Origin of the sequence: Flavobacterium sp., from assembly GCF_027490375.1 — a bacterium.
Classification (GTDB): Bacteria; Bacteroidota; Bacteroidia; order Flavobacteriales; family Flavobacteriaceae; genus Flavobacterium.
Genome location: NZ_JAIXYH010000026.1, coordinates 1 through 4,747, shown reverse-complemented (window position 1 = coordinate 4,747; position 4,747 = coordinate 1). Strand labels below are relative to the sequence as shown.

Here is a 4,747-nt window from a genome sequence, read left to right as displayed (position 1 = left end):
TTTAAGATCGAAATAATCTGTTCCTCTGAAAATTTTGATGTCTTCATACTGTTTTTCTTTTAAAAGGTTAATTTAACTCTATTTTTAACCTGTTCAAAAAAACCAGCCACTTACCGACAGACTTCTGTGAAATTGGTGTGTCAATCTTTGGCTGATTCCACTTAAAGGCACAGAAATAATGGGATTAATAGCAGTTTCATACTTTCCCGTTATGGTTATACTTTAGTAATGAAAGTGCAACGCTTGCCAGTATACTAATTATGTTATAGTTTAATACCATGAAATACGTCAAATACTTATTGTTGTTTTTGTGTGCCTGTATTCCTCTCATTGGAGTAGGTGTCGGTATTGCTCTAATTGTTATAGGTCTCAAAAAAGATAAAATTTTGCTTGCTATAGGCTTTTTCGGGGTGACTTTTTCAATTCTTATTTATTCCACTTTGTATCAAATGATGGACGTAACAAAGTTAAGTGCTCCGAAAAGCAACAAAATAAAAGTCAGTTTAGTACGAGTTGTTATTCAGCAAAATACCTACGATTTACACCAATTTAAGGCTCGATTTAATAGGTATCCCGACAGCCTTTCTGAATTAAATCAAGTTAATAAAAAAGCTGATTTTAGAGACCCTCTCTATACTTTCTATAAAATGGGAGACAAAACAACCGAAAATCTTATTTATATAAAGACGGAGGATTATTTTAAACTATTTTCAGCTGGTTTTGACCGAAAAGTTGGAACAGCCGATGATATTTACTAAGACGAATGTGTTTTTCGATCTCGTATTTCTATAAGATGCCACAAGCAACAATTCTACTTTTAAAGGTTCGGTAAATGATAGAATTGTTTAAGAATGATTTAGTTATTCTTTTAATACTACTCATCGCCAGATTGATTCGCGGAGCACATCATCGAATGTGTGAGAACTCAAAAAATAGTATAAGCGAATGATGTGATAGACGCTCATTCCAACGGCAAGACCTATTGTTAGTTTTCTATTTCTAAAAAAGTGGTAATATAATTTATCTACCTGTGCTTTATTCAGTACTGCTTGTGCAAAAAGAAAAGTAGCTGCAAGCCCAAAAACAACTATTCCAAACGGATGATATGCGATACTTTCTGGTATAGCACCTTCGTATAAAGCGACTATTGATTTGGTTATGCCGCAGCCAGGACAGGGAAGCCCAGAAAGCATTTTAAAAGGGCAAAATGACTGCTTGTATCGCAGTTCGCTACTGCTGCTGTTCCATGCCAATATAAAAGGGACCCCGACAATCAGTATAGAAAATACCGAGAATACAAATAAATCGTTACGCTTGGTCGTATAGTTTGTTGACATCTCCTTGCACTATCATAGCTGCCACCATTGGTAAGAAAAATCCGAGAATCAAAAGAAGGGCGGTATCATCTTTCTGCGGTCGGTTGCTCAGTTGATAAACTGCTGGCAAACCGTCTTTTGCCACCACGTAAAAGAAGTAAACATTAACCGGATAACAGCAACCTGCTAGAATTGCAACAGGCCCGGAAACTATTTCCCTTCTATTAGCTGCATTCATCACATCTGCAATTTTTATATTCCAATAAATAAGGTAGAGACCGCAGGTAATTATTCCAAGAATAAGTACGAGGAGGGGGTCTACTCTAAAAACGGGAATGTCAGAAGGAAGTTGCTGTTTAGGTGTGTTCCAAGATTCAGTTGGTTGCGAATTTTCCATGTCGTAAAAAAAAAAACGAATTTAATGTTTTTTTAACAAATTTCAAACGGTGTTTCATTTTTCTTCTCAATCATAAAAAACTGAGCTTTATCAAAAAATAATGACTGTCTAGTGTCGTCGATGCGTATAGAAGTCATCAATTTTTGAAATTGCTATCTGTGCCATATTTATTTCACTTTCGAAACTCCAGCCCGCAATATGTGGAGTTAAAATGACATTGCTCGCGGTAGTTAAATATTGAAGATCTGCGTCGGATTCTAGGTTAAAATTAGCTTGAAAAGAAGTGCTCTCGTACTCCAGAACGTCCAAACCTGCCCCCAGAACCTTTCCATGTTTTAGTGCATTAACTAAAGCGTGAATTTCCAAAACAGAACCACGCGCGGCATTGAGTAACCAGATTGGCTTTTTAAAGGATTCAAAGAACTCTTTATTTGCCAAATAACGGGTGAGTGGTGTTTGAGGGACATGCAGGCTAATTATGTCGGCTTTCTGGTAAATATCTGCGCGGTTTACTTGCTTATGATTGTGTACGGCATCTTTGGGAACTATATCGTTGAATAAAACCTCACAGTCGAATCCCGCTAATTTTCGCGCAAAAGCGCTGCCCATAACCCCATATCCAATTATACCGACCGTTTTTCCATCGATTTCATATCCGCGATTCGCTTCTCGCTGCCAGAGTCCCGCACAAACTTCTTTATCTGCCTTTTTAATTTTATTCATTAGATTTAGAAGTAAACCCAGCGTGTGTTCACCCACGGCGTTTGCGTTCCCTTGAGGTGTAGAAATAACTTCAATTCCTTTTTCCTTACAATACTTAAGGTCGATGTTTTCAAGGCCGGCACCAATTCGACAGATAAACTTCAAATTAGTGCCGGATTCCAAGAAAGTAGCATCTAGTGGAAAGCGGCTTCGGATAACTATACCTTCATACGCATGTAGCTGTTTCTGAACTTCAAACCTAGGCAATTCATCAAGAAGTACGTTTTCAAAACCTAAAGCACTTAGTCCAGTTACCAAGCTTGGATGGTTTTTATCTATATGAACGATTCGTTTCAAAATTTCTTTTTAATCGAAGATACAGAAAACGCCGAACACGAGACATAATTCGAAATGATAAAACTACACAAAATAGACGATTAACGTTACTACAGATGTCGTGCAGAAACTGCGGGAAGAAATCGCCATCGTAGCATTTTAGAAGTTTACGCTAGCTTTCTGCTTTAGCTTCTTCCTCTTTCTTGCTGTGAACAGTAATTTCATTGGCAATGATTTCTGTAACATAACGCCGGTTGCCTGCTGCATCTTCGTAAGATCTAGAACTCAGTTTTCCTTCAATTCCAATCTCTTTACCTTTCAAGACATGCTGTTCGGCTAAATCAGCCAGTTTTCCGAAGGCTATTACACGATGCCAGCTCGTCTCTTCAACTTTATCACCTGCTCTGTTGGTATAGCTCTCGTTTGTTGCTATACTAATCGTCGCGATTTTTCGATTGCTGTCGAACGTTTTCACTTTTGCATCCGAACCTGCGTGTCCGCGTAGAATAACGCGATTTCTAATAATTGTTTCCATGGCTTTTCAATAAATGTTTTTGTTAATAAGAACAAATTTCTGTGTTTGATTTAGAACTACAATGCACGTTTCCGTGTTTAAACGTTTATAAACGTTTAGCTATGTTGTTAACAATTACATTTTTACGGTTTTTCCGTAATCTAAATTCAAATTCCTATTTTAATTTTAACACCATCTTAAAATTATATGCCATGACAAAAAATTGTATTGTTTGCCAAACAAAGCTTGTTGGAAGAGATGGAAGAAAATTCTGCAGTGATGCATGCCGCATTGAACACCACAATCAGCTCAACCGATCAGGTGGTCGTTTTGTTAGGATGATTAACGAAAGACTACGCAAGAACCACAGAATATTGTGTGAATTAAACTGTGAAGGAATTACTAAAACTAATCGTGCAAGTTTAGTCATTCGCGGATTTGATTTTAACCTGATAACAATGATTGAGAGATCGTCTAACGGCGAAAATTACTTTTACATTTACGACCAAGGATATAGAATGTTCGATAATGAGCACTACTTACTTGTGAAAAGAGAATAACCATGAAAAAAGAACTATTAATTATCGGGTTTGGATGGCTTGGGCAAAATTATGCTTTAGCCAATAAGCTTCATTTTGAAAGAATAATAGGAATTAAAAGAAGTGCCGCTCTCCGGTATCAATTAGATGCCAAAACGAACGTCTATGCACTAGACTTGTTTTCTGACAATTTATCAAATTCTATTTCTGAGATTTTGAAGTCGGCAAGCCACATTATTATCGCCTTGCCTCCAAGTTCGGCAAAAATACCTGAAGACTATTTAATCCTACTTGAAAAATTGAAGACTACAATACTATCAATTGGTATTAAAACAATTTTTATTAGTTCAATTGGAGCTGGAAGTTTGTTTCAATCGGAAGGAAAGATACTATTAGAACAGTCAGAAATAGTTTTCCTAGAAAATTCTTTATTCAAAGTATTACGGTTTGGCGGACTGATAGGAACTGATCGCCATCCTGTTCTATCCTTGGCAAGATCAAACTCGGCTATAAATGGTGCTGATTTAGTTAATTTAATTTCAATAGAAGATTGCTGCGGCACTATAGATTTTCTTTTCAACAACTTTAGTTCATTACCAAAATTGCTTACAGCGGTATCACCTTACCATCCCGCCAAGGTTGAATATTACAATAAATCTAGTGCGGAATATAAGGTTCCTCATCCACATTATTATTTTGATTCCGAGGAACGAACGGCTTATCAATTGGTTAATAAAGTAGAAGACTTTGGTTATACTTGGATAAATGAGAAATTAAAAAGGCCAAACGATTAAGTTCGGCCTTTATTAGAATAATCTTGTACTTTCCCCTTACTTCTTCACGATCAGGAATTCGCTACGTCTGTTTATGGCGTATTGTTCTTCGGTGCAGTTTTCTTTGCAATCGATTTTGGGTTCGCTTTCTCCGAATCCTTTTCCGGCGA

Annotated in this window: 6 protein-coding genes; 2 read left to right on the top strand and 4 right to left on the bottom strand. The window is 36.9% G+C overall.

The genetic code is table 11. The features are described from left to right. Window positions 1–278 precede the first annotated feature (278 nt). Complete coding sequence (locus Q0064_RS03370) at window positions 279–758, top strand: hypothetical protein (RefSeq protein WP_298144284.1); 480 nt, start codon at window positions 279–281, stop codon at window positions 756–758. Window positions 759–878: 120 nt separating this feature from the next. On the opposite strand, the gene Q0064_RS03365 is transcribed toward Q0064_RS03370, so the two are convergent. The 4 genes from Q0064_RS03365 to ssb all read right to left on the bottom strand — a co-directional run bounded on the left by Q0064_RS03365 (window position 879) and on the right by ssb (window position 3,286). Continuing rightward, a complete protein-coding gene (locus Q0064_RS03365; protein WP_298144281.1) occupies window positions 879–1,337 on the bottom strand; it encodes a DUF2752 domain-containing protein in 459 nt (152 codons plus the stop codon). After that, window positions 1,309–1,713 carry a DUF4234 domain-containing protein gene (locus tag Q0064_RS03360; protein WP_298144279.1) on the bottom strand — a complete coding sequence of 135 codons (405 nt, stop codon included), beginning with the start codon at window positions 1,711–1,713 and terminating at the stop codon, window positions 1,309–1,311. Before Q0064_RS03360 ends, Q0064_RS03365 begins: the two co-directional genes overlap by 29 nt. Before the next feature lie 108 nt (window positions 1,714–1,821). Continuing rightward, a complete protein-coding gene (locus Q0064_RS03355) occupies window positions 1,822–2,772 on the bottom strand; it encodes an NAD(P)-dependent oxidoreductase (RefSeq protein ID WP_298144276.1) in 951 nt (316 codons plus the stop codon). Window positions 2,773–2,923: 151 nt separating this feature from the next. Further along, window positions 2,924–3,286, bottom strand: a complete 363-nt coding sequence (gene ssb, locus Q0064_RS03350; protein ID WP_298144273.1) for a single-stranded DNA-binding protein — start codon at window positions 3,284–3,286, stop codon at window positions 2,924–2,926. Window positions 3,287–3,827: 541 nt separating this feature from the next. Between ssb and Q0064_RS03345 the strand changes: the two genes are divergently transcribed. Continuing rightward, complete coding sequence (locus Q0064_RS03345; protein ID WP_298144270.1) at window positions 3,828–4,598, top strand: hypothetical protein; 771 nt, start codon at window positions 3,828–3,830, stop codon at window positions 4,596–4,598. Window positions 4,599–4,747: the final 149 nt, after the last annotated feature.

Excerpts from the sequence above, each read along its gene's own strand:
- Q0064_RS03370 (WP_298144284.1), top strand. The coding sequence starts at position 279 with ATGAAATACGTCAAATACTTATTGTTGTTTTTGTGTGCCTGTATTCCT.
- Q0064_RS03365 (WP_298144281.1), bottom strand. The coding sequence starts at position 1,337 with ATGTCAACAAACTATACGACCAAGCGTAACGATTTATTTGTATTCTCG.
- Q0064_RS03360 (WP_298144279.1), bottom strand. The coding sequence starts at position 1,713 with ATGGAAAATTCGCAACCAACTGAATCTTGGAACACACCTAAACAGCAA.
- ssb (WP_298144273.1), bottom strand. The coding sequence starts at position 3,286 with ATGGAAACAATTATTAGAAATCGCGTTATTCTACGCGGACACGCAGGT.
- Q0064_RS03345 (WP_298144270.1), top strand. The coding sequence starts at position 3,828 with ATGAAAAAAGAACTATTAATTATCGGGTTTGGATGGCTTGGGCAAAAT.